Here is a 24,261-nt window from a genome sequence, read left to right on the forward strand (position 1 = left end):
TTAGGCCGATATCATCTCAATCTCTAGCAATCGCGGTGCGGCTGCGATCAGAGTTTGTGTGTAGGGGTGTTGTGGTGCCTCAAAGACCTGATTGGTCTCGCCCTGTTCAACGATCTGACCGGATTGCATCACCAACACGCGATCGGTGACGGTGCGCACAACGCTCAGGTCATGGCTGATGAATAGATAGGTCAGGTCGTAGGCGTCGCAAAGCTCGGCCAGCAGATCCAGGATTTGCGCTCGGACCGACACGTCCAACGCCGAGACAGCTTCGTCAAACAAGATCAACTCGGGCTGGATAATCAGCGCCCGCGCGATGGCAATCCGCTGACGCTGCCCGCCCGAGAATTCGTGAATGTACTTACCCGCGTCATCCGGGCTGAGGCCGACCGCTGTCAGCATCTCAGCGATCCGATCCTGACGGTCCGATCCAGTCGGCGGAGTATCTAGCAGATGGAAGGGTTCGGTGATCAGACGCGCAACACGGTGGCGCGGGTTGAAACTGCCAAAGGGGTCTTGGAAAACCACCTGCATCTTCCGGCGCACCGCAAGGTTGGGTTTGTGACCTGTGAACACAGGCTGCCCGTCCAGTCGAATCTGGCCCGATTGCACCTCTTCTAACCCCAAAATAGCCCGTGTTAGGGTCGATTTTCCGCAGCCAGACTCACCCACAAGCCCCAAACGCTCTCCTCGATTGAGGGTAAAGCTCACACCATCCACAGCCCTGTGATGAAGCGGCCTGTCAAACAAGCCCTTTCGGGGCAGGCGGTACGCGCGCACGACCTGGCTCACCTCCAGCAACGGCTGAGGCTGCGGTGGCTCTGGCAGCGTGACCTGATGGCCGGATGCCTCAAACAGCATACGGGTGTAGGGGTGCTGCATGTTGTGCATCAAATGATTGGTCGCGCCGCTTTCGACCACTTCGCCGTGACGCATGACGGTGATCTGGTCAGCCATATCCGCGACCACAGCCAGATCATGGGTGATCATCAGAAGACCCATGTCATATTCGCGCACCAGCCCCTTGAGCAAATCAAGGATCTGCGCCTGCGTGGTGACATCCAGCGCCGTTGTTGGCTCATCCGCGATCAACAGCTTGGGTCGCAAGGCAATGGCCATGGCGATCACTACGCGCTGGCGCTGCCCACCAGACAGCTCATGCGGGTAACGGGATAAAGGGAACCGATCGGCAGGCAAACCGACGCGGGTCAGAACCTCTTCTGCCCTTACTCTAGCCTGAGCCAGAGGCATCGCCTTATGGATCAGGATCGTTTCCATCACCTGATCGCCAATGGTTTTAACGGGGTTGAGCGCTGTCATCGGCTCTTGAAAAACCATCCCGATGGATGCGCCGCGCAAAGCACACATCTGGGCCTCGGACCGGGTCAGCAGATCTTTGCCCTCCAGTTGGAGCGAGCCGTCTACCTCTGCTCCGTTCGGAAGCAACTGCATCACAGCCAAGGCCGTCATGGATTTACCCGAACCGCTCTCGCCCGTGACGGCGACGATCTGACCGTGATCGATGGACAGGTCGACCTGTTTCAGGATCGATGTCCCATGGATCGACAGTGACAGGTTCTTGATGCGCAACAAACTCATGCCCGCGCCACCCTGATCCGGGGATCCAGCCAATCCCGCAACCCGTCGCCCAACAGGTTCAGGCCCAAGACGGTGACGATAATCGCCACGCCTGGAATCAGAGCCAAATGCGGGGCAAAACTGACCATTGTCTGCGCATCCGCCAGCATTCTGCCCCAACTTGGCGTGGGCGGCTGCGCCCCCAGACCGACGTAGGACAGACCGGCCTCAGCCAAAATTCCAAGACTGAACTGAATGGTGCCCTGCACGATCAGCAGGTTGGCGACATTGGGCAGGATATGCTCGACCGATATCCGCGCCGCCCCTTTTCCCGACACGCGCGCGGCAAGGATGAACTCTCGCTCCCACAGCGACAGGGCCGCACCCCGGGTGATACGGGCAAAAACGGGGATGTTGAAAATGCCGATGGCAATGATGGCGTTAATCGCTCCGGCACCAAACACGGCGGTGATGAGGATGGCGATCACTAGCGAGGGGAAGGCAAAAACCAGATCGTTGCCGCGCATGATGACCTCATCCAACCACGATCCTTTGCGGGCCGCGGCTGTCAGGCCAAGCGGGACTCCCAGCGCCATACCGATCCCCACAGCCACCAAAGCCACCGCAATGGACGTGCGCGCACCAACCATGATCATCGAAAACATGTCACGCCCGAAGTGATCCGTACCGAACCAGTGCTGCGCATTTGGGGGCTGAAGCTTCTCTGGAATGCTCAAGGCCGAGTAATCATAGGGGGTCCAGACAAACGAAATCAGCGCGGCCAAAACCACCAGAGAAGACAAACAAGCGCCCAGAAACAGGTTGCGGCTCATGTCCTGCTCCTCAGCCTTGGGTCGACGGCGGCATAAGCCAGATCGACCAGAAAATTCACGGTGATTACGGCAAAGACCAGTAACATGACCACCGATTCAACTACGATGAGATCACGAGCCGAGATGGCCTGAAACACCAGTCGCCCAAGGCCCGGCAGGTAGAACACCTGTTCGATGATGATCGACCCGGCCAGCAGAAAGGAAAACTGCAAGCCGATGATGGTCAGCACCGGGATCAGCGCATTTCGTACCCCGTGCCGCCACAGCGCCTGACGGCGGGACAACCCCTTGGCCCGGGCGGTGCGCATGAAATCCTCGCCCAGAATATCCAACAGAGCCGACCGCATCACGCGAGCGAGGATAGCCGCCTGTGGCAAGGCCAGTGCGATTGCGGGCAGGGTCAGCGAATGCAATCCGGCCCATACGCCGTTGCTCCAACCGACAAACCCGCCCGCATTGAACCAGCGCAGGTTGATGGCGAAGATCAGCACAAGCATCATCGCAAACCAGAAATTGGGGACGGCAATGCCCAACTGAGTGGCGCCCATTACCGCCAGATCCCCCGGCTTGCCCCGGCGGGCGGCGGCGTAGATCCCGGCGGGAAACGCGATCAATGTTGACAGTGTCAGCGCGTAAAGTGCCAGCGGCAGCGATACCCATAGCCGGTCTGCGATCATCTGGGACACCGGCGTGCGGTACGTGTAGGACGTGCCAAAATCCCCCACCAGCATTCCGCCGACCCAATTGAGATACCGGTGCACTTTTGACCCATCCAGGCCCAGCTCAGCCCGCAACGCTGCCAGCGTATCCTCTTGCGCGTTCACGCCCAGCATGAACGAGGCCGGATCGCCCGGAGCGACCTCGATCACCGCGAAGATGACGACCGAGGCGACGGCCAAGCTGATCAACAGCGAAATCAGGCGTTTAAAGGCATAGCGGAGCATTGGCACCACGTTAGGGTCACATCAGGCGCGGGTCCAGCGTCTAAGGCACCAGAAGATAGGCGAAAACCGCGTAAGCCACGATTGCGGCATAGCCCAGAGGATAGATCCACTTGATCGCGTAATTGTCCAACGTCCGCGCTGTGCCTTCCCTTCCGGACACTTTAAGTTTCCGCAACGCCACATTGAACACAATCAAGGCCCCGGTCATCAGGAACATGCATTGCAGGACAAAATCCAGAAAGGTCAGATAGCCCAGCTTTGGCAAATCTGCCGAGATCGCCCAGTTGAATGCAACAAAGACCAGCAGATTGCCGCCCGCAATCTCGATCCTGCGGCGGTATTCATCTAGGAAAAACAGCGCCCAGCCGACAGAAATCAGAACCAGCATCGGCAAGAAAACCCGAATGACGTAGTAAGTCAGGTGCCGGTTACCTTCGAAAACAAGCGCGACCTGATCGCTTTCCCTGCCGGACAAACCTGTGACCTTGGTTGCTTCCAGACGTGCATTGTCCAAAATCCACTCTTCTTCCCCCAACAGATCGCCAAGTCCCGAGTATTCTTCAAGCGGGCGGTACTTCACGTAGTCAGAGGGAAAGATTGATACGACTTCGAAGTGAAACTCCTGTGTGTCGAACGGGTATTTACGGAAATCAAAATGCGGCGCCTGTAATGTCAGCGACGATTTCTCAACGTAAACCACACGCCCGTCGTACCGCAGGGACGCAGCAGACTCGTGTATCCACTTGTTGGATTGCTGGTTGTGGATGACAAAGGCGGGCAAAACGGTGCCGATATCGGCGGCATGATCCGCCAGATCCGGTGGGCTGAACACCCGGATCTCGCGCCCGATCTCGGCACGATCAAATGCCAGCGCAGGATCCGTCCATTCGACCCGCAAAACCACAACGGCGCCGTAGTTTTCGGCCTTTTGATCGACGCTGGTGATCTGGTCGATGCGGATACCTATGCCAACGTCAAGCGGGTTTTCAGGCGTGCCGGTCAATGCATCCAGACGCCCACCCAACACGTTTTGCGCCAAGCCCCTGTCCGGCGCAATCGACGAAAGGCAAAGGGCCAGTAAAAGAAAACAAAAACCGCGAAACAAGACCATTACGAGAGACACACGAAAAGAGCGTGAAACCGGGACCCTGGCAAAAAGCCCCGGTTCAGGCATTATTCAGACCAGCTGATCTGTGTTAGGTCGATCGCTGCCGTGGGGGCGTTTGCCCACAATCCCTGCACACCGGCCTTTGCGACGCCCAGCTTGGCCAATTGGAACAGATAGCCATTCACATAATCGGTTGAGATCAGACGCTGGGCCTCACCCAACAAACGGCTGCGTTCATCAGGATCGGTGGTGGCGTTAAGCGTATCCATCAGCGCCTGAAAATCGGAACTTTCATACTGAAAGTAGTAATCTGGCCGCGCATAGATTCCGATATCCATGGGTTCGGTATGGCTGACAATCGTCAGGCCAAAATCCTTACCCCTGAACACCGATTCCAGCCATTGCGCCCATTCGACATTGATGATCTCGGCCGTAATGCCGACCTCGGCCAGTTGCGCGGCAACGATTTCACCGCCCCGGCGTGCATAAGACGGCGGCGGCAGGTGTAGCGTAGTTTCGAACCCGTTCTCAAAACCGGCCTCGGCAAGCAGCGCCTTAGCCTGTTCCGGGTCATATGCGGACTCGCCGGTCAAATCGACATAGGCCGGATGATGCGGTGCAAAATGGGTTCCAATCGGCGTGCCATAGCCAAACATCGCTCCATCGATAATCGCCTGCCGGTCGATGGCATGAGCCATGGCTTGCCGGACAAGAATGTCGTCAAACGGCGGCTGTTTGTTGTTGGTGGACAGAATCGTCTCGCCCTCAGTTGTACCAACCAGAACCTGAAAACGCGGATCGGCGTCGAACTGCGGCAGGTTTTCCGGCGCAGGGAAGTTGTCGAATACGTCCACATCCTCGGCCATCATGGCGGCAAAAGCGGCGGTTGGGTCCGAGATAAACTTGAACGTTGCAGTCTCTAACGCAGGCTGATCGCCCCAATAGTCGGGGTTGCGGTTCAGCGTGATGCTGTCGCCCTGCACCCAGTTGCCAAAGGTATAGGCCCCGGTGCCGATAGGGTTGGTCTTGATGTTTTCGATGCTGTCGGGCGCGACAATGACCGCATCCCCCCAAGCCAGGTTGAACAGGAAATTGCCGTTTGGTTCCGAAAGAGTGACTTTGACAGTCAGTGGATCGACAACCTCAACGCTTTCAATCCCGGCAAACAGCGCCTTCTGGGCGTTCGCGCTGTCTTCGGCGGTGGCGCGATCAAGGGTGAACTTGACGTCCTCGGCATCCATATTTGTGCCGTCATGGAAGGTCACACCATCGCGCAGCTTGAAGGTATAAACCGTACCATCGTCGGAAATCTCCCAGCTTTCAGCCAAGCCGGGCACGACCGAGCCATCGCCCATGAACCGGGTCAGACCTTCGAAGATATTGGAATAGACCACCGAGTCGATGGCCTGTGCCGCGGCGCTGGTCGGGTCCAGATGCGGGGGTTCAAGCTGCATCGCAATGGTGATGTCCGATTTGGCATAGACCTGCGTGGCAAGCAGACCAACGCCCACCGCCAAGGTCGACGCAAATGTCCGAAACATGAATTTTGTCATGTGAACTCTCCCTACTGAAACTGGTTGCACCCTTGTTTTCAGGGCCATTTTGAGACCAGTTTTCCTGTAAACCTGAGGTCAATCAAGGGAATGTTCGCGCAACCGGGGTTTCTTTGGCCCTGTTCGGTCTGCTATGCCGCACTGCAACATAATACCTGCAGGAGCGACACATGAGCGCCACCGCCCGCAAGAAAGCCCCGAATGCCGAGGATATTCGCGCCCAAAAAGGCGGCGCGCCTTTGGTCTCGCTAACCGCCTATACCACGCCCATGGCACGTCTGATGGATGCGCATTGTGACTTTGTTCTGGTGGGCGACAGCGTCGGCATGGTGCTGCACGGGCTGGAATCCACGCTAGGCGTTACGATGGAGATGATGATCCTGCACGGTCAGGCTGTATCGCGCGGATTGGATAAGGCGATGATGGTCATCGACATGCCGTTTGGCAGCTACGAACACTCTCCGGCCGATGCCTTCCGCAATGCCGCGCGCCTTATGGCGGAAACAGGTGCTGGGGCCGTGAAGCTGGAAGGTGGCGTTGAGATGGCTGAAACCATCCGCTTTCTGGTCAAGCGCGGCATCCCTGTGATGGCTCATATCGGGCTGACGCCACAGTCGATCAACACGCTGGGTGGCTACAAGGTGCAGGGTCGTGCCGAGCAGGCAGAAGCCGTTATGGCAGATGCCCGCGCCGTGGCCGAGGCCGGTGCGTTTTCAGTCGTTCTGGAAAAAGTTCCCCAAGGACTGGCAGACCAGATCACCGAAGAGGTCGCGATCCCAACCATCGGAATTGGCGCATCCGCAGGCTGTGACGGGCAGATTCTGGTCGTGGACGACATGGTCGGCTTTTTCACCGCCTTCAAACCCAAGTTTGTCAAACGCTATGCCGAGCTGGGCCCACTGGCCGAGGCTGCCATCGCGGAATACGCCGCCGAGGTGCGCTCACGGGCCTTCCCGGCAGACGAACATGTCTTTGCAGATCAGGCTCCGACCAAAGGAGCCAAAGCATGACCGCGCCGATTTTGCGGTCTCTGGCAGAGCTGCGCGCCAAAACCACTGAATGGCACCGCAATGGCGATGCGATCGGCGTGGTTCCGACCATGGGCGCGTTGCACGAAGGGCATTTGTCGCTGGCGCAGGCCGCAAAGGAAGGGTGTGACCGGGTCATCGTGACGATCTTTGTGAACCCCAAACAGTTCAACAACCCCGAAGATCTGGCAAATTACCCCCGCACTGAACATGAAGACGCCAAAAAACTGTCCCCTTACGGCGTGGACGCGATCTATGTGCCTGATCCGCAGGAAGTCTATCCTGACGGCTTTTCAACCACAGTTACGGTTGCTGGCCTGACCGATATGATGGAAGGCCCTTTCCGCCCAGGCCATTTCGAGGGCGTAGCCACCGTTGTCGCCAAGCTGTTTCTCCAAACGCAAGCAGATCGAGCCTATTTCGGGGAAAAAGACTACCAACAGCTGCTGGTTGTCCGCCGTATGGCCCGCGATTTGGACATTCCAATCGAGGTGATCGGCTGCCCGACTGTGCGTGAACCCTCTGGGCTGGCGATGTCGTCCCGCAACCTTCTGCTTTCCCCTGATGGGCTAAAGATCGCAGAACATATGAACAAGGTTATGCAACAGGTCGCACAAAACCTGGCAGAGGGCGGTGATTTCGCAACTCTGGCGCACGATGCCAAAGCGCGCTTGCTGGCCGCCGGGTTTTCAGAGATCGAATACGTGGACCTGCGCTGCGCCGAGACGCTGGAAAGCCTGCCCAGTGCCAGCAGGCCAGCCCGCCTGTTCGTAACCGCATGGGCCGATGGCGTTCGTCTGATCGATAATATCCCGGTTGATCCAGCCTGATTTCTGCTCTGGCCCCTGCGCCATTGTTTGCGCTAAAGTCCCGCGAAACGAGACCGGGGGAGAGCGGACATGACCTATATTCTGGCAATCGATCAGGGCACCACGTCCTCGCGCGCCATACTTTTTGATGCGCAAATGCAGCCAGTTAGCACCGCACAGCAAGAGTTTCCCCAGCACTTCCCTCAGGAAGGTTGGGTTGAACATGACCCCGAAGATATCTGGTCCAGTGTTTTGCACGTGTGCCGCGAGGTGATGGAAGCCACCGGCATTTCCGCCAATCAGATCGCCGGGATCGGGATCACCAACCAGCGTGAGACGACCGTCGTCTGGGACAAACACACCGGCAAAGCGATCCACAACGCCATCGTCTGGCAGGACCGCCGCACCGCCGATATCTGCGCCCGCTACAAACAGGCCGGGTGCGAAGATGACGTCACCGCTCAAACCGGATTGCTGCTGGACCCATATTTCTCGGGCACCAAGGTGAAATGGCTGTTGGATACCGTTTCGGGCGCGCGTGAGAGGGCCGATGCCGGAGAGTTGCTGTTTGGCACGATCGACAGTTTCCTGATCTGGCGACTAACCGAAGGCCGTGTCCATGCCACAGATGCCACCAATGCCGCCCGCACCCTTTTGTTTGACATCCACAAAGGCACATGGAGCGCCGAGATTTGCGACCTGCTGGATGTACCCCTGACCATCTTGCCTGACGTGCTTGATTGCGCTGCGAATTTTGGCTCCACCACTTTATTCGGGGGTGACATTCCTATTTTGGGCGTTGCAGGAGACCAGCAGGCCGCCACAATCGGGCAGGCCTGTTTCCAGCCAGGCATGATGAAATCCACCTATGGCACGGGCTGCTTTGCGTTGCTGAACACGGGCGCGCAGCCGGTTCAGTCGAAAAACCGCCTGTTGACGACCGTTGCCTATCAGTTGGATGGACAGCGCACCTATGCGCTGGAAGGATCGATCTTTATCGCCGGGGCTGCCGTGCAATGGCTGCGCGACGCATTGCAGATCATCGACTCGGCACCTCAAAGCGGTGATCTTGCCGCTCAGGCAGATCCGAACCAACATGTCATTCTTGTGCCGGCCTTCACCGGATTGGGCGCACCGTATTGGAAACCCGATTGCCGTGGCGCGATGTTCGGACTGACCCGTGGCTCGGGCCGGGCTGAGATCGCGCGCGCCACGCTGGAAAGCATCGCATTCCAAACCCGCGACCTGTGGCATGCCATGCAGGGCGACTGGGGGGCAGACACCGATGTCATCCTGCGCGTCGATGGCGGGATGAGTGCGTCTGACTGGACCATGCAGGGTCTGTCGAACTGTCTGGGCGCGCCGGTGGATCGTCCGGTGATGCAGGAAACAACTGCATTGGGGGCTGCATGGCTGGCTGGCATGAAGGCCAGTGTTTATCCCGATCAAGATGGGTTTGCTGACACATGGCGGCTGGACACGCGGTTTGAGCCAAAAATGGCGCAGGACGACCGCGATGCGGCCTATGCCCGCTGGCAACGCGCAGTACAGGCCGCAATGGCGTTTTGATCCATAGAATTGTTTTCCGAAACATGTCTGCGCCGCTGGCGTGGGCTGACGTGCAACGCAATCCCTGCAGGAAGCGCTATGACATCTTTTGAAGTCCTCACTCCCGACAACGCACCCGAAGACGCGAAGCCATTCCTGGACAAGGCCAAAGCAGACTACGGGGTGATTCCGAATTTGCAGGGCGTTATGGCGCTGTCCCCACAGTTGCTTAAGACCCACCTGGATTGTCTGGACGAGTTTGCCAAAACAACACTGACGGCGGCAGAGCAGCAAGTGGTGTATCTGACCGTGAATTTCGAGAACAACTGCGAGTATTGCGTCCCGTGGCACACAAAATTGGCGCGAATGGCCGGGCTGACGCCTGATGCTGTGGAAAGCCAGCGCTCGGGCGACGCACTGCCCGACGAAAAGCTCAATGCGCTGCACGAATTCACCAAATCCATGGCACGCACCCGGGGCAGCATCGCGCCAGCCGACCTGAAAAAATTTCTGGCCGCCGGATACACTCCGCAAAACGCGCTAGAGGTTGTTTTGGGCATCGCAAACAAGGTCGTCAGCAATTACACGGCCGCATTGACGGAAGTGCCGCTGGACAGCGCTGTGGAACGGTTCGAATGGCGAAAGCCATCTTTAAGTGCAAAGCCATAGGGCATCACGGGCCGCTTGCCGACCTTTTCCGCAAGTGTAGGCAACGCAGCAGATTACACCCGGTCACACCAAGCCAGCGCGATCTAACTGTGATCTTTCAAAAGCCGCTGCTTCTGACGTGACCAATCGCGCTTGGCCTGCGTCTCGCGCTTGTCGTGGAGCTTTTTACCTTTGGCGATGCCGATTTTAATCTTCGCCCGACCCTTGTGGTTGAAATACAGGACCAGCGGCACCAGCGTCATCCCCTTGCGCTGGGTCGCATTCCACAGGTTCGACAGTTCCTTGCGTGACACCAACAGCTTACGACGACGACGTTCTTCGTGCTTGAACACCTTGGCCTGCTCGTAAGGCGCGATATAGCTGTTGATCAGCCACAGTTCCCCGTCGTCTACCGAAGCATAGCTTTCCGCAATGTTCGACCCGCCAGCGCGCAGGGACTTGACCTCGGACCCTTCCAGGACAATGCCGCACTCGATATCCTCTTCGATCGCGTAATCGAAGCGAGCGCGCCGGTTTTCGGCGATTACCTTGTAATTCGGGTCTGTCTTCTGCTTGGCCATGACGCGTTGATTTAGGCGGCTTGCGCCGACCTTGCAAGGCAGGGTTTGCCCAACTGCATCAGGATTTGGCAGAAATGATCAGATCAGGGCCAAAAATCGTGTCAGCATATTTGTGCAGATAGATCTTGAGCCATGGCGTGAATCGATCCGGGTGACGGGTCACTTCGGCCAGAAGATCATGATAGTCGATCCAGCGGATATCCATGACTTCGTCAGGGTTAGGCTCGATCTTTAGCTGCCCGCGAACATGGGCCAGAAAGACGTCGACAACTTCGTTTTCAACCATGTTGTTGCCGACATCCGCGTGGTACTCAAGACGGTGCCGGTATTCTGGATAGAGACCGGTTATCCCAAGCTCTTCACGCAAACGGCGCACCGCACAGGTCGACGAGCTTTCATCCCAATCCGGATGCGTGCAACAGGTATTCGCCCACAGGCCGGGCGTGTGGTATTTGCCCATTGCGCGACGTTGCAGCAGAATTTCCGTTCCGCGCACAACAAACACGGACACAGCCTTGTGCTTGAGCCCTTTTTCATGCGCTTCGAGCTTGTCCACAGGGGTCAATTCGCCATCGACCCAGGCCGGGATCATAATTCCCATCTGTCCTCTCCTGCTGCCAGTCCATTTACCGGGCGGTTGTTGTGAGTTTAGCTGCCGCCGGATCGGTCTGGCTGTGCGACGGGTGGAAACCACCTGTCTGATACCAAAGTGGCTGTGATTTGCCCCGGCATCAATCGCACGAAAGGCCGCAGGGGCTGCGGCCTTTGGTCCTTGTGCTGTTGCATCTTGCGTTAAGGCTTATTCGCCCGAAACGCTGACGATATAGGCATAGACGTCTTCAGCGCCTTTTTTCAGCTTGAAGGTCATTTTCGACTTGGCCGCAGTGTCATCCAGATAGGATTTCAGGAAAGCTTTGGGATCTTGCGAGTATTCGACAAAGGTTGTCTCGTCCCAAACCAGGCCTTTTTCGCCTGCGGCAACGATGCTGTCACCGTATTTGAAGCCCTCATATGTGCCAGCGGTGCGGCCAGCGATGCCATACAGGTTCGGGCCAGTCTTACCGCCTTTGACAATCACTTCGCCTTCCGGGTCAGCGATCAGGTGGCAGGACTTGCATTTGTTGAAGGCTTTCTTACCGGCTTCGGCATCGCCTTCAGCATAGGCGGGCAGGGCCAGAAGGCCGACAATTGCGGTAGCGAGGATGCGATTCATAGCTATTGCTCCGATACAAATTTGCTGCACCGAATGGACCTTCGGCGCAAAAAAGAGTCAACGCGCAGATTGCCGCGCAGGCTTACTGTGCCACTGCGACAAATGGGATGTCCTTAACTTATGTCATGTACCCTGGACCAGCAGGGCAAAAGGTCGCCTGCGGCCGGTGTCGCCAGATACACCGCCCGCGTAATGGCCCGTGCCAGACAAATCGAAGCAACGTGACCAATCAGCCCCAGCTCCGCTTCGGTTGATAAGGGTCGCACGCCGGTGCTGGCGGCAAACACCAGATCGCCGTCGCCCGGTGTATGGGCGGGCACAATTGCACGGGCAATGCCGTCATGGGCGGCAACGGCCATCCGCTGACATTGGGGCTTGGTCAAGGCTGCATCGGTTGCGACGACGGCAATGGTTGTATTTGTTTTGCTCGGGTCTACGGATTTCATCGCCTGCGCCTTGCGGCTGGCCTGCGGCGTACCAAGAGCGGCATTGTAATCAGGCCCTAAACCACCGAATTCATCACCCATTTCAAACGATGCCGCCCAGAAGTGTCGATCCCCGGGTGTTGTCACACTGCCCAGCGGATTGGCGGCAACCAGCGCGCCAACAGTGACGCCACTGTCCAGAACACACGACGCAGAGCCCAGCCCGCCCTTTTGCATCGCAGCTAAGGCTCCGGTGCCTGCGCCTGCTGAGCCGAGATCGAATTGATCCGACGCTGCCTCGTACGCTGCGAGACCCAAGGCACGATACGGGTTTTCAACCCAGTTTTTGTCACCACCGTTGAGCAAATCGAACAGGATCGCCCCTGGGACTATGGGCACAGTGACGTCGCCGACCGGATAACCCAGCCCCCTTTTGCGCAGCCCGTCTGAGACGCCGGAACAGGCATCCAGTCCAAAGGCAGAGCCGCCAGACAATACAATCGCATCCACATGTGTCACGGCTTTGTCTGGTGCAAGAAGATCGGTTTCGCGCGTCCCGGGTGCGCCCCCCATCACATGGACCGAAGCCACAAAAGGAGCCTGCGCCGTCAAGACTGTCGCGCCGGATTTCAGCGTGTCGTCCTGCGCGTTGCCGACCATCAGGCCGGGGATATCGGTGATCAGGTTTTTGGGTCCGGGTGTCATTTTTTGCTTCGATGTTCAGGTCGAAAAGCGCGCAAGCGCGCTGCCTCCGGCGGAGGTATTTTTAGCCAGATGAAGAGCGGATCAGATGCAGCGGCCACCGTCAACCTCAAGCGCTGTACCCGTGATCATGCAGGCCTCGTCCGAGCAGAGGAAACAGGCGGCATTGGCCATGTCTTCTGGTGTGGAGAAACGGCCCAGCGGGATGGTCGACAGGAATTTGGCGCGAATCTCGGGCGTGTCTTCGCCCATGAAGGATTTCAGCAGCGGTGTTTCTCCGGCCACAGGACAGATCGCGTTCACACGCACACCGGTCGGGGCGAGTTCCACGGCCATGGTCTTGGTTGCCGTGATCATCCAGCCTTTTGAGGCGTTGTACCAGTTCAGGTTGGGACGCGGGGATAACCCAGCCGTTGAGGCCACGTTCAGGATCGCACCTGCCCCGCGTGCTTTCATCACCGGGACAAACGCGCGGGCGGTCAGATAGACCGATTTCATATTTACATTGAACACGCGGTCGAAATCGTCTTCGGCGACATCTTCGAGCGGGGTCGGCAAATGCGTGACACCTGCGTTGTTCACCAGAATGTCCAGATTTTCGAACTGACGCTTTGCGGTATCTGCCATGGCTTGAACCGAAGCCCCGTCTGCAACGTCAACCTGGTGTCCGATTGCCCGTTCTCCGAGTGTGTTTGCAAGATCCAGCGCCGCTTCGCCATTGATATCCGCAATCATGACGCGCGCGCCTTCGTCCAGGAACTTCTGCACGATCCCTGCGCCGAACCCGGATGCGCCACCGGTTACGATTGCGGTTTTTCCCTCCAGCCTCATGGCGTTACCCTCCTGCCTGTCAGGGGCAGAGTAACAACGCATCGAAAAGATGCCAGATCATTCTTCTGAGACCTTGCCCCGCAGCGCTTTGACTTCGCCGCGCGCCTTCTTGGCCGCCAACCTTCGCTTGACCGACCCATAGGTCGGCTTGGTTGCGATGCGCCGTTTGGGTTTAACGAGCGCGCGGGTGATCAGTTCGGCCAGCCGAGCGCGCGCGATGTCACGGTTTCGGGCCTGAGAACGGGTTTCTTCACATTGGATGATGATTGCGCCCTCTTTGGTCCAGCGCCGCCCGGCCAGCCGTTTCAAGCGGTTCTTGACCGGATCCGGCAAAGAGGGGGACCGTGCCGCTTCAAACCGCAGTTCAACAGCCGTGGAAACCTTGTTGACGTTCTGCCCACCGGGACCGGAAGAACGGACAAAGCTTTCGGTCATTTCCCAGTCTTGAAGGATGATATCGTCGGTGATGCGCAACATGGGCCGGACCTTACAGGGCAGGGGTGGAAACAGAAAGGGCCGCCCCTTGTGGGACGGCCCTTCGAAAGTTCAGGAGGTCGGGTCGGTTAGATCAATCGACCAGCCGGAGCGAGCGCTCCGCCAAGGGCTGCCCTAGCAGGCTTTCCCCCCGGTTGTTCCGACACCTCTCTCCAATCTCTTTCTTGACACTGGATCACCTCCTTTTCTATCTGTTGCGGTTAACTTTGAGCCTGACACAAGATGCGCCATTCTCAAAGCACTTTTTTTTACGCAGGCTGTGCGGCAGTCAGCCGGGCAACAATGACTTTGAACGGGATCAAAGCAATCAGCGCCAGTGACAGTTTCACCAGCCAGTCTGCAAAAGCCAGCGTCACCCACAGCGGGGCCATCGGGCCGGACAGCATAAACGGCACAGGCTCCCACGCCCAGTTGATCGCGGTGTCGGCGTTGGCACCGAAGAACGTGACCGAGGCCGAGAAGGCGATGGTGAAGAAGATGGCGGTATCGAGCGCTGATCCAACCAGCGTCGAGACCAGGGGTGCGCGCCACCAACGGCCGCCGCGCATGGCATTGAACACAGTAACATCAGTCAGTTGCGCGATCAGGAATGCTGTGCCCGAGGCGACTGCGATCCGCAGCGGTACGGCGGCGTATTCAAACCCGTCGCCTTGCAGCATGATCTGACTGCCGATTAACGAACAGATGATACCGGTGACAAACCCGGCGAACACGACCTTGCGGGCCGGACCCACGCCATAGACGCGGTTCATGATGTCAGTGACCAGGAAGGCCAGCGGATAAGTGAAAGCACCCCAGGTCAACAGCCCGTCAAGGATCAGGAACTGGACCAGGATGTTTGAGGCCACAACAATGGCGGCCATGGCAATGATGCCGGGAATGTAAGCGCGTTGCATGTTTTGATGCCCGTTTTGACAAGGTAGCGGCGACTTGGCCAAGGGACCGTCCCAAGGCAAGCCGTGCGTTTAGACCTTTGCCGTGGCTCTGTCAATCGGGCAGCAGATATTCCACCAATTCGGTTCGCTGTAGAGCCAGAAAGTTGTCATCCGAGATCATCGTGGCCCGCAAACGGCCCTGACCGTCACGCCAGATAGACAGCCCTTCGAGGTTGTCATGCGCGCCTTTTGTTGTTTCGAACAGGACCTCTTCGGCGCTGGGTGCGTCATCGGCCACATCCCATCGACGCAGCCGCGAGCGAAAGCCGAAAAAACCCAGCTTACGCTCGAGCACATAAAACTTTCCGTCCGGGCCGAAGTCGGCACCGACAGGTTTGAAGCCATCGCGTTGCGGCAGGACAAATGGGATCGACCATGCATCACCGTTCCAACGGTAAACGGGGACGTCCCCGTCAGCGGTGCGGTCTTTTTCCGGCATTGTGTAAAGCTGGCCGCGCGCATCGATTGCAAGACCTTCGAAAGACCCATTGTCAGCGAGGTCGTTAAAGCCCGGGGGTCGCGGCAAAACCCGCGCCTTGGCACCTGGCTCTGGATAATAGGCGATCCGGTGCACCCCTTCGAACGAGATATAGAGCCCGCCATCTGGTGCCAGCGCAAGCCCTTCGGAGTCGCCGACACCACCTTTCATGATGTGCCCCTGACTGGACAAGACCCGCCATTGATCCAAAACATGAATGCTGGTGATCTGGTCTCCGTCCCGCTCGACGCGGGCCGTGGCTATTCTGGCTCGATCGCTCAGCACCAGTATCTGTTGACCGTCGCCCAGAACGTGCAGCGCCGAAAACCCACCAAACCAATCCGCCGGATTTTTCCATTCAAAACTGTGCAGATGGGTGGCGGACTTGATTTCGACCGCCACAGCTGCCGTGGCTGCAAACAGAAAGACGCTTAGTTGGATTGCAAAACGGCGGCGCATTGTTGTGGCAAATCAGCCAGAACATATTCCCGGCGTTTCTTGGGGGCTGGGGCGTTCGGGTCAGGTGGCGGCGGATTGAGGATGTTGTTCACCCATTCCTGCGCCTGAGCGCATCCATCGCCCTTGGGGGGCGGGTCCTGATTGACGCAACCTTTCGACCCTCGGGGGCATTTCAGACGGACGTGAAAATGATAGTGATGCCCCCACCATGGTCTGATCTTGCGCAGATAGGCGCGGTTACCCTTCTCATCCTTGCACATTTGCACTTTGGCACCGGGAAAGACGAAAATACGCGCGACACGCTTGTCTTTGGCGGCTTCGCGCAGAACGGCATGGTGCTGCTTCGTCCAGTTCCCGTTGACAAAAGCTCCATTTGCGCGACGCAGAGAAATAGAAGAGATATTCTCGCGCGCTTTGCGACTGAGACGCATGTTGTCCCCGGGCAGCATCCAGATGTCGATATCCAGACCCACCTGATGGGACCGATGGCCCGACGTCATCGGCCCACCCCTCGGTTGGCTGATATCCCCGATATAGAGACCATTCCAGCCCGGCTGTTTCGCGGCAAACTTACTGAGGTCCTTGACATAATCGATTGCCTCGGGGTGTCCCCAGTTGCGGTTGCGTGACAGACGCATAGCTTGCCAAGTGGCCCCGGTTTCGGGCAATTGCACTGATCCGGCGGCGCATCCGCGCGAATAACTGCCGAACGCGGCCGGTTTTTGTTGCGAATTGACCCTTTGCGCCCCGAACAACTGCTTTGCCAACGGCTCTGCCGTCGCTGTACCCGCCAAAGCAAGTGCAGCCACGATTATCAAAAAACGCTTTAAAATCATCTGCTCTGATCCCCTTCCGGTCTGACCCAGCGCATCAGGAATAGTCCCAGAATAAACAACCCAACGATGGGTGACACCCCCAACCGGGCACTGCCGGTCACGGTTGTTGCAATTCCGATCAAAAGCGGTGCCGCAAATGCGGTCGCGCGCCCCGACAGACCAAAAAGTCCAAAGCTTTCCACCGGAGCTTCGGGATCAGTATGGCGCACCATCATTGAGCGGCTGGCCGATTGAAGAATGCCGCCCATACCACCGATCAACACACCGCAGCCGAAGAAAACGATATCCGGCAAATTGGATCCTTCGGCCAATTGAATGCCATAGATTTGCGTCCGGTCCATCATGACCACGGTGGCGCAGACAAATATCAGAACCCAGATCGCAACGATGATCACGGGTTTGGGGCCGTATTTCTTGTCCAGCTTGCCGCCGACCCAGGAAAACGCGGCGGCCGCTAACACGCTCACAATCCCGAAGATACCGATCTTGATCAGGTCCCACTCCAGCACCAACCGCGCATAGACACCGCCAAAGCTGTAAAGCCCATTCAGCGCATCACGGTAGAACATGGACGAACCGAGGTAGCTGGCAAGACTGACGCGATGGCGCAGGTTAGACACTGATTTCGCCAGTAGCCGCAGCGCTTCACCCACGCTGCCCGTTTTGTCACTTGGTACGTCATCGCGCACCCACAGGAAGTAGGGCACCATAAACAGAATGAACCAAGCAGCCGTAAACGGGCCGACAAAACGGGTGCCTTCCCGGGTCGCCGCATCTAGACCCAATGCAGGCTCCATCCCGATCAGTGTTTTGCCGTTCGCCTGTTCCACAAACAGCGCCAACATGATCGCCAGTGAGATCAGGCCGCCGAAATAGCCAAACGCAAAGCCCGAGCCCGAAATCTCGCCCACTTCACTGTCGTCGCCCAGATCAGGTAGCTGAGAATTGATAAATATCAGCGCATATTCCGCGCCCACGAAACCCAGCCCAAAGGCCGACAGCATCAGCCACATGTTCGAGCCATCGGGCATCGTGTACCACAACGCACCGGATCCAACCGCGTACATGACCGAAAAAGCAAAAATCCACGGAATGCGCCGCCCTGACACATCCGCCATTGCCCCCAGCAAAGGCGCGCCAAAGGCAATGATCAGCCCCGTGATCGTCAAACAGTTCGCCCAGACCGTCTGCGCTTGTGCGGCTGCGGCTTCGGCATCCAGCCCACTGTTCGCGTAGTACCCGGCTGCCACCCCGGCAAAATATGGGCCAAAGACAAAGGTGACCAACAGCGTGTGATATGGCTGGCTGGCCCAGTCAAAAAACCACCAGCCCCAGATGCGCCTGCGTTTGGAAATCTCTGCCATCACTGCCTCTGTTATCGTTATGTTTATAAGACGGGGGTTTGGTTCAATTCGCAAGCTTTGAGTTGGCGCAGACTTGCTCTTTGCAACGAGGGCGCTTAGGTCTCTTTTCGGTGAAAGAACGGAGTGCCCATGCAATCTCTATACGAAATCTTGCAAATGTTGCTGAGCGTTGTCTGGTTCATAGTCATCGCCCACGTCATCATGAGCTGGCTGATCAACTTTCAGGTGCTCAACCTTCACCAGCAACTTGTCGCGCAAATTTGGTACGGCCTGAACCGTTTATTAGAGCCGATCTACGGTCCAATTCGGCGCTTTTTGCCCCCTATGGGCGGATTGGATCTGGCACCGCTGATTGTGCTTCTCGGTGTGTTTTCGCTTCGCATTATCCTCGCCAACAATGCCGCGTTCTTCTACTGACCTCTTGTTCACCGAATCTTAGTATGTGATTGTCCTGTCTTAAGAGCAGATAAACCTTAAAACAGGGCAACCCCGCAGATGTTCGACTCCGCACCCTTGCTGCGAGATGTCTTTGGATTCGATGACTTCCGCCCCGGGCAGGAAGAGATTGTCGATGCCGTGACCGCTGGCGAAAACGTGCTTGCGATCATGCCGACCGGGGGCGGTAAATCTCTGTGTTTTCAGCTGCCCGCCCTGCTGCGAGATGGCGTGACCGTAGTGATATCGCCACTGATCGCCCTAATGCGTGATCAGGTGCGTGGGTTGCAGGAGGCCGGGGTCGAGGCCGGGGCGCTGACCTCGGGCAACACGCCTGAAGAAACCGACGCGGTGTGGGACGCTTTGGAGGCCGGACGGCTCAAGCTACTTTACATGGCACCGGAACGTCTGGCGGCCGGGTCGGCGTTAGGCATGCTGCGCCGGATCAATGTCAGCCTGATTGCCGTGGACGAGGCGCATTGCGTCAGCCAGTGGGGCCACGATTTCCGCCCGGATTACCTGCGGATCGGTGAACTTCGGCGCGCGCTGAACGTTCCTATTGCTGCCTTCACCGCCACGGCGGATGCAGAGACGCAAGACGAGATTGTCGAGAAACTGTTCGACGGCATCGAACCACACAAGTTTCTGCGTGGGTTTGATCGGCCCAACATCCATCTGGCTTTTGCTGCCAAGGACGGGCCGCGTAAACAGATCCTCGATTTCGCCGCTGCCCGTAAGGGTCAATCCGGCATCGTCTATTGCGGCACCCGCAACAAGACCGAAGTGCTGGCCAAGGCTTTGCGCGACGAGGGCCACACCGCCTGCCACTATCACGGCGGTATGGATCCCGAGGACCGGCGCATCGTCGAGGCCCGCTTCGCCCGCGAGGATGGTCTGATCGTTGTGGCAACCGTTGCCTTTGGTATGGGCATCGACAAACCCGATATCCGCTGGGTCGCCCATGCTGATCTGCCCAAGTCCATAGAAGCCTATTATCAGGAGATTGGCCGCGCTGGGCGCGATGGCGGCCCCGCCGAGACACTGACCCTATTCGGCCCCGACGATATCCGCCTGCGACGGTCGCAGATAGACGAAGGGTTGGCCCCGCCCGAGCGCCGCATGGCCGACCACGCCCGCCTGAACGCTTTGCTGGGTCTGGCCGAGGCGCTGGTGTGCCGCCGTCAAACTCTGCTGGGCTATTTCGGCGAACAGGCCGAACCTTGCGGCAAATGCGATTTGTGCGACACGCCGCCCGAGGTCTTCGACGGGACCACCCCCGTCCGCATGGCCCTTTCCTGTATCCTGCGCACCGAAGAATGGTTCGGCGCGGGCCATCTGATCGATATTCTGCTGGGGAACGAGACCGACAAAGTACGCGCGCGTCGTCACGACGATCTGTCCACTTGGGGCATCGGCAAAGACTGGTCGCGCCCTCAATGGCAAGCGATTTTCCGGCAGATGATGGGGCATGATCTGGTCCGCCCAGATCCAGAACGCCACGGCGCATTGCGCATGACCGAAGCTGCCAAGCCGATCCTGAAAGGCGAGGCGCAGATCAACCTGCGCAAGGACACGATCCGAAAGGCCACGCGCCGCCCCGCAGTGAAAGCCATGGTGTCCGAGGAAGACGCGCCGTTACTGTCGGCCTTAAAGGCCAAACGCCGCGCTTTGGCGGAATCCGCACGTGTGCCAGCCTATGTGATCTTCCCTGATCGCACTTTGATCGAAATGGCTGAAAAACGCCCCGCTACACTGGATGACATGGCGCGTGTTGGCGGTGTTGGTGCCAAAAAGCTGGAACGCTATGGCCACACCTTCCTTGAAGTCATCGCAGGCGCGGTTGAGGCCGTGCACCCAGCCCGCCGCAAACTGGCGGGGCGGGACCAAGGTGAGATTTACGATCGTTTGCTCGAAGTACAGTCTCAGTTATCGCGCGGCCCCGATGGGATAGATAAGCCATTGACCTGCTCGGCCTCGCAACTGGCGAAGGTAGCGCAGATGCGGCCGGATGATCCGCGCGGGATCGAGACAGTGCTGGGTGATCGCCGTCACGAAAGGTTTGGCGCTGCCTTTCTGGACGTGCTGCGTGAGGCGGGCTAGTTCGTTTTGCGCCCCAATCGTGTCAAAAGACGCTGCCTCTCCCAACGTTCGACCGCGCCTTTCGACAAATGTTCTTTTGGTAAAACGCAAAACGACCTAGATACACCAAATCAGGCAAGGAAAGAGGGCGGATATGCTGGTAGTGATTTCCCCGGCCAAGCGGCTGGATTGGGCAGAGCGGGACGTCGCGGTCACACAGCCCGACTTTCAGGATGACGCAATCCGGCTGTCAAAGACCGCACGGAACCTGACACTTGGCGACCTGAAAAAGCTGATGAGCCTGAGCGACGATCTGGCACGCCTGAACCGCGACCGCTATCGCGCCTTTGTGGACGCGCCCGAGGCCGAGGCCACGCGCCCTGCAGCGCTGGCCTTTGCTGGCGATACTTATCAAGGTTTAGAGGCTGCATCGCTGGATGCGGAAGAAATGGCATGGGCCCAGGATCACCTTCGCATCCTCTCGGGACTTTACGGCATGCTGCGACCGCTGGATGCGATTCAGCCTTATCGGCTGGAGATGGGCAGCAAACTGAAAACCCGGCGCGGCAAGAATCTTTATGACTACTGGGGCGACCAGCTCAGCAAAGCGCTGAATGCACAAGGCACGGAAATTGGCAGCGATGTTCTGATCAACTGCGCCAGCCAGGAATATTTTGGCGCGGTTGACCCAAATGCGCTGAAACTGCGTGTCGTCACGCCGGTGTTCATGGAAGATAAGAACGGCACCCCGAAAATCGTCAGTTTCTTTGCTAAAAAAGCACGCGGCGCGATGGCGCGGTACATCATCCAACATCGCCTGACTGATCCCAAAGCATTGTTAGAGTTTGACACCGGCGGTTACTCTTACCGTGCGGACCTGTCAGAAGAGGACAAACCGGTCTTTGTTAGACCCTATGCGGCCTGAAAACATCTGTAAAACAACAAAGATCAACGATTGCGTGGCCGGAAGGAAGCGAGGGGCCAGCCCCTCGCGCTCCCCGAGGTATTTTTAGCCAGATGAAGCAGGATCCTGTTTGTTGTCACTACAACCTCTGCTGATCTCTTCAGGATTGGTTTCATCAACGCGGGTCACGTCGTCTGGTTGATGTTGCAGGATCATTTGATGGATGAGTGTCTTGTGCAGAGGTTTGGTCAGGTAATGGTCGAGCCCGGCAGATAGGATCCCCTCATCGTCCCCTGCCATCGCGTGAGCGGTCAAGGCAACAATGGGGACGTGTCGGCCGGTTTCAACCTCGAGCCTTCGGATTTCCGTGGTGGCCTGTTTCCCGTCCATTTTTGGCATAGAGATATCCATGAATATCAGATCGGGTTCGAACTCCTGATAGATCTCAACCGCTTCGAGGCCATGCGATGCAAAGCGCAGGTCGATATTCAAATCCTTTACCATCTTTTTCAGGATCAGTTGATTGGTACGGTTGTCTTCCGCCGCGAGAATTTTCATGTGACGGGTATTGGTTTCTTTGGTTTTGTCCTTATTAGACTCATAAATTTTCGGTTTGGCCAAGCAATCAGCCGTAGAAGACGCTTTGAGAGCCATCAGCCTGCCATAGAGTTCAGACCGGGGGATTGGTTTCTGCAAAACGCCGCTCACCAGGTCGCGCGCCGGATGGGCGTGTATCAAAGCGGGATTTGCGGACATCACGATCACAGGCAGATCCCCCCAGCCCCGGTCTTTGAGCGAGGTTGCAAGGTCCAACCCGTCCATGTCCGGCAGGTCGTGATCGCACAAGACCAGCTCAACCCGATCAGTTATTTTGGCCAGCGCTTCCCCCCCCGAAGCACAAACGGTGACTTCAGCACCCAGGCGGCCAAGCTGCTTCGCAAGGATGGCCCGGTTTACGGCCAGATCTTCGACCACCATGACGTGTTTCACACAACCTTTCAGATCTGGAGGTTCGGGTTGCGGACCTTCGGCGGTGGGCAGCGATATGCGAAACCCAAAACAGGACCCCTGCCCCATCTCACTTTCGACCCAGACCGCGCCGCCCATCATGGAAATCAGGCGTTTGGTGATGGCCAACCCCAGCCCCGTACCTTCGAACTGGCGGTTGCGTTCGTCTTCAACTTGATTGAACTCGCCAAAGATATGGCCGATTTTTTCAGGCTCGATTCCGATGCCTGTGTCTTCGATGGCTACATGAATATCGCAGGTTTGTGCATCTGGATGAGGCACACCAGTAACACGGATCAAAACGTGCCCTTCGGACGTGAACTTGACCGCATTGCCAACCAAGTTGGTTAAAACCTGCCGAATCCGGCCCGGATCACCGACGAACAGAGTGGGCAGGAACAAATCATAATCTACCAGCAATGTCAGACCCTTGTCGCGTACGCTGGGCTGCAACAGCATCGCAACCTCTAGAATACAGCGCTCTAGGTCGAAGTGCTCTGGGTGCAGGACAAGTTTGTCAGCTTCGATTTTCGAATAATCCAGAACGTCATTGATAATCACAAGCAGGGCTTCACCTGAGTTTCTGATCGTATTGACGTACAAGCGCTGTTCTTCTGTCAAAGGGGTTTCGTCCAGCAACTCGCTCATCCCGACGATGCCGTTCATCGGAGTGCGGATTTCGTGGCTCATGTTAGCCAAGAACGCGGATTTGGCGCGGTTGGCCGCCTCCGCCCGTTCACGCGCTGCTGTCAGTTCGGTCTCATGTCGCACCGAAGCCGTGATGTTAAGCGCAAGGCTGACAACGTCGCCGCCGCTTCCCCGTTGGTCGATCAGACGAATGTATTGCCCATTCCACAGTTGCAACACGATCGGTGGCGGATTGGCACGCTTCCAACGCATTTGCATCTTGGCGCGCCACGCGTCAGCGGTTTCATCCCCAATGTCAACAATGCCTTCGGTTGTCAGCAATTCAAGAATTCGAGGATAAGTTATCCCGGGCACCACCTCATCCAAACCATCGAAAACACTTAGATAAGCGGTGTTGGCCCCGATCAGGCGACCATCGCAGTCAAAAAAAGCGAAACCGTCCTGGATGGTCTGAATTGAGTGCCATAGACGACGTTCTGCCACCTCGATCTTGGCATGAGCTACGGTCAGATCGGATTTGACCTTTTCATTCTCATCCCGGACGGTTTCGACCTCGGCCTGTGTTTCACCGATACGTTTGGTCAAGGCCATGGCATGCTGGCCGAGTTTCCGGTTGGCCGCCGAAAGCTCGGCCTGTTTCAGCGACAACATACGCTCGGCGGCCAGCCGCGCGCGCCGTTCCTGTGCCAGTTTTTGTGCAAGACTCATCGTGATCTGTTCCGGGATGTACAGATTTCAGCATCGCGGCAGAGAATGAAAAACTGTTTAAGCCGTTGCGCAACCGGCGCGCGCCATGCAAGGCTGAGCACAAAGAGGAGG

Annotated in this window: 23 protein-coding genes; 7 read left to right on the plus strand and 16 right to left on the minus strand. The window is 57.6% G+C overall.

What is annotated here, in order from left to right:
* From GS636_RS16340 to GS636_RS16360, 5 genes are all read right to left on the minus strand, one after another.
* Nucleotides 1–1,599, minus strand: a complete 1,599-nt coding sequence (locus GS636_RS16340; RefSeq protein WP_171670711.1) for an ABC transporter ATP-binding protein — start codon at nt 1,597–1,599, stop codon at nt 1–3.
* Nucleotides 1,596–2,411 (minus strand): ABC transporter permease, encoded by an 816-nt coding sequence (locus GS636_RS16345; RefSeq protein WP_171093141.1) that lies wholly within the window; start codon nt 2,409–2,411, stop codon nt 1,596–1,598. Before GS636_RS16345 ends, GS636_RS16340 begins: the two co-directional genes overlap by 4 nt.
* Nucleotides 2,408–3,355 (minus strand): ABC transporter permease, encoded by a 948-nt coding sequence (locus tag GS636_RS16350; protein WP_171670713.1) that lies wholly within the window; start codon nt 3,353–3,355, stop codon nt 2,408–2,410. The genes GS636_RS16345 and GS636_RS16350 overlap by 4 nt, the downstream gene beginning before the upstream one ends.
* 40 nt (nt 3,356–3,395) lie before the next feature.
* The gene (locus GS636_RS16355) at nt 3,396–4,394 is read right to left on the minus strand and encodes a hypothetical protein (RefSeq protein WP_253762838.1); all 999 of its coding nucleotides are present in this window, start codon (nt 4,392–4,394) and stop codon (nt 3,396–3,398) included.
* Between the two features lie 134 nt (nt 4,395–4,528).
* The gene (locus GS636_RS16360) at nt 4,529–6,016 is read right to left on the minus strand and encodes an ABC transporter substrate-binding protein (protein WP_171670718.1); all 1,488 of its coding nucleotides are present in this window, start codon (nt 6,014–6,016) and stop codon (nt 4,529–4,531) included.
* 170 nt (nt 6,017–6,186) lie between these two features.
* Between GS636_RS16360 and panB the strand changes: the two genes are divergently transcribed.
* The 4 genes from panB to GS636_RS16380 all read left to right on the plus strand — a co-directional run bounded on the left by panB (nt 6,187) and on the right by GS636_RS16380 (nt 10,070).
* Entirely contained in the window at nt 6,187–7,026 is an 840-nt protein-coding gene (gene panB / locus GS636_RS16365) for a 3-methyl-2-oxobutanoate hydroxymethyltransferase (RefSeq protein ID WP_171670720.1), read from the plus strand.
* Nucleotides 7,023–7,874, plus strand: coding sequence for a pantoate--beta-alanine ligase (panC, locus tag GS636_RS16370; protein WP_171670722.1), 852 nt, complete (start codon nt 7,023–7,025; stop codon nt 7,872–7,874). Before panB ends, panC begins: the two co-directional genes overlap by 4 nt.
* 69 nt (nt 7,875–7,943) lie before the next feature.
* Nucleotides 7,944–9,422 carry a glycerol kinase GlpK gene (gene glpK / locus GS636_RS16375; RefSeq protein ID WP_171670725.1) on the plus strand — a complete coding sequence of 493 codons (1,479 nt, stop codon included), beginning with the start codon at nt 7,944–7,946 and terminating at the stop codon, nt 9,420–9,422.
* Nucleotides 9,423–9,500: 78 nt separating this feature from the next.
* A complete protein-coding gene (locus GS636_RS16380) occupies nt 9,501–10,070 on the plus strand; it encodes a carboxymuconolactone decarboxylase family protein (protein ID WP_171670728.1) in 570 nt (189 codons plus the stop codon).
* A gap of 83 nt (nt 10,071–10,153) precedes the next feature.
* Here GS636_RS16380 and smpB read toward each other — a convergent pair whose 3' ends face one another.
* From smpB to GS636_RS16430, 10 genes are all read right to left on the minus strand, one after another.
* On the minus strand, nt 10,154–10,630 hold the full coding sequence (smpB, locus tag GS636_RS16385; RefSeq protein WP_171670730.1) for an SsrA-binding protein SmpB: 477 nt from the start codon (nt 10,628–10,630) through the stop codon (nt 10,154–10,156).
* Between the two features lie 58 nt (nt 10,631–10,688).
* On the minus strand, nt 10,689–11,231 hold the full coding sequence (gene idi / locus GS636_RS16390) for an isopentenyl-diphosphate Delta-isomerase (RefSeq protein ID WP_171093122.1): 543 nt from the start codon (nt 11,229–11,231) through the stop codon (nt 10,689–10,691).
* A gap of 198 nt (nt 11,232–11,429) precedes the next feature.
* The gene (locus GS636_RS16395) at nt 11,430–11,843 is read right to left on the minus strand and encodes a cytochrome c family protein (protein ID WP_171093120.1); all 414 of its coding nucleotides are present in this window, start codon (nt 11,841–11,843) and stop codon (nt 11,430–11,432) included.
* A gap of 113 nt (nt 11,844–11,956) precedes the next feature.
* A complete protein-coding gene (locus GS636_RS16400; RefSeq protein ID WP_171670732.1) occupies nt 11,957–12,973 on the minus strand; it encodes a P1 family peptidase in 1,017 nt (338 codons plus the stop codon).
* 81 nt (nt 12,974–13,054) lie between these two features.
* A complete protein-coding gene (locus GS636_RS16405) occupies nt 13,055–13,801 on the minus strand; it encodes an SDR family oxidoreductase (RefSeq protein ID WP_171670735.1) in 747 nt (248 codons plus the stop codon).
* Between the two features lie 57 nt (nt 13,802–13,858).
* The gene (gene arfB / locus GS636_RS16410; RefSeq protein ID WP_171670737.1) at nt 13,859–14,278 is read right to left on the minus strand and encodes an alternative ribosome rescue aminoacyl-tRNA hydrolase ArfB; all 420 of its coding nucleotides are present in this window, start codon (nt 14,276–14,278) and stop codon (nt 13,859–13,861) included.
* A gap of 266 nt (nt 14,279–14,544) precedes the next feature.
* Nucleotides 14,545–15,192, minus strand: coding sequence for a queuosine precursor transporter (locus GS636_RS16415; protein ID WP_171670739.1), 648 nt, complete (start codon nt 15,190–15,192; stop codon nt 14,545–14,547).
* Between the two features lie 91 nt (nt 15,193–15,283).
* On the minus strand, nt 15,284–16,168 hold the full coding sequence (locus tag GS636_RS16420) for an esterase-like activity of phytase family protein (protein WP_171670742.1): 885 nt from the start codon (nt 16,166–16,168) through the stop codon (nt 15,284–15,286).
* Nucleotides 16,141–17,004 (minus strand): penicillin-insensitive murein endopeptidase, encoded by an 864-nt coding sequence (gene mepA / locus GS636_RS16425; RefSeq protein ID WP_171670744.1) that lies wholly within the window; start codon nt 17,002–17,004, stop codon nt 16,141–16,143. Before mepA ends, GS636_RS16420 begins: the two co-directional genes overlap by 28 nt.
* Entirely contained in the window at nt 17,001–18,368 is a 1,368-nt protein-coding gene (locus tag GS636_RS16430) for an MFS transporter (RefSeq protein WP_171670745.1), read from the minus strand. Before GS636_RS16430 ends, mepA begins: the two co-directional genes overlap by 4 nt.
* A 129-nt stretch (nt 18,369–18,497) precedes the next feature.
* Between GS636_RS16430 and GS636_RS16435 the strand changes: the two genes are divergently transcribed.
* The 3 genes from GS636_RS16435 (at nt 18,498) to yaaA (ending at nt 21,807) form a co-directional block, all read left to right on the plus strand.
* Nucleotides 18,498–18,785, plus strand: coding sequence for a YggT family protein (locus tag GS636_RS16435; protein WP_171093104.1), 288 nt, complete (start codon nt 18,498–18,500; stop codon nt 18,783–18,785).
* A 78-nt stretch (nt 18,786–18,863) separates the two neighbouring features.
* Nucleotides 18,864–20,903, plus strand: a complete 2,040-nt coding sequence (recQ, locus tag GS636_RS16440) for a DNA helicase RecQ (protein WP_171670748.1) — start codon at nt 18,864–18,866, stop codon at nt 20,901–20,903.
* 133 nt (nt 20,904–21,036) lie between these two features.
* A complete protein-coding gene (yaaA, locus tag GS636_RS16445; protein ID WP_171670750.1) occupies nt 21,037–21,807 on the plus strand; it encodes a peroxide stress protein YaaA in 771 nt (256 codons plus the stop codon).
* An 84-nt stretch (nt 21,808–21,891) separates the two neighbouring features.
* On the opposite strand, the gene GS636_RS16450 is transcribed toward yaaA, so the two are convergent.
* Nucleotides 21,892–24,150, minus strand: coding sequence for a response regulator (locus tag GS636_RS16450; protein WP_171670753.1), 2,259 nt, complete (start codon nt 24,148–24,150; stop codon nt 21,892–21,894).
* Nucleotides 24,151–24,261 lie beyond the last annotated feature (111 nt).

The organism is Ruegeria sp. HKCCD4884, assembly GCF_013110855.1.
GTDB lineage: Bacteria > Pseudomonadota > Alphaproteobacteria > Rhodobacterales > Rhodobacteraceae > Ruegeria.